Source organism: Streptomyces sp. PT12 (assembly GCF_003311645.1).
Lineage (GTDB): Bacteria > Actinomycetota > Actinomycetes > Streptomycetales > Streptomycetaceae > Streptomyces.
Window position 1 is genome coordinate 1 of the sequence record NZ_QEST01000270.1, and the last position, 395, is coordinate 395.

Genomic DNA, 395 nt, shown 5'->3' on the forward strand with positions numbered 1-395 from the left:
TCGCCCGCCTCCCAGTCCACCTGGGGCGTGGGCTCGTCCACGTGCAGCGTCTTGGGCATGACGCCGTGCCGCATCGCCTCGATGACCTTGATGATCCCGGCGACGCCCGCGGCGGCCTGGGTGTGGCCGATGTTGGACTTGATCGAGCCAAGCCACAGCGGACGTCCATCGGAGCGGTCCTGGCCATAGGTGGCAAGCAGCGCCTGCGCCTCGATCGGGTCGCCCAGGGTCGTGCCGGTGCCATGCCCCTCGACCATGTCGATCTGGTCGGCGGACAGCCGCGCGTTGGCCAACGCCTGCCTGATCACCCGGCGTTGGGCCGGGCCGTTGGGCGCCGTGAGGCCATTGCTCGCGCCGTCCTGGTTGACGGCCATGCCGCGCACCACCGCCAGCAC

Annotated in this window: 1 pseudogene; it reads right to left on the bottom strand. The window is 70.9% G+C overall.

Annotation, left to right across the window (positions count from 1 at the left end):
- Positions 1-395 (bottom strand): annotated as a pseudogene (locus DEH69_RS28335) (polyketide synthase); the annotation flags it as partial.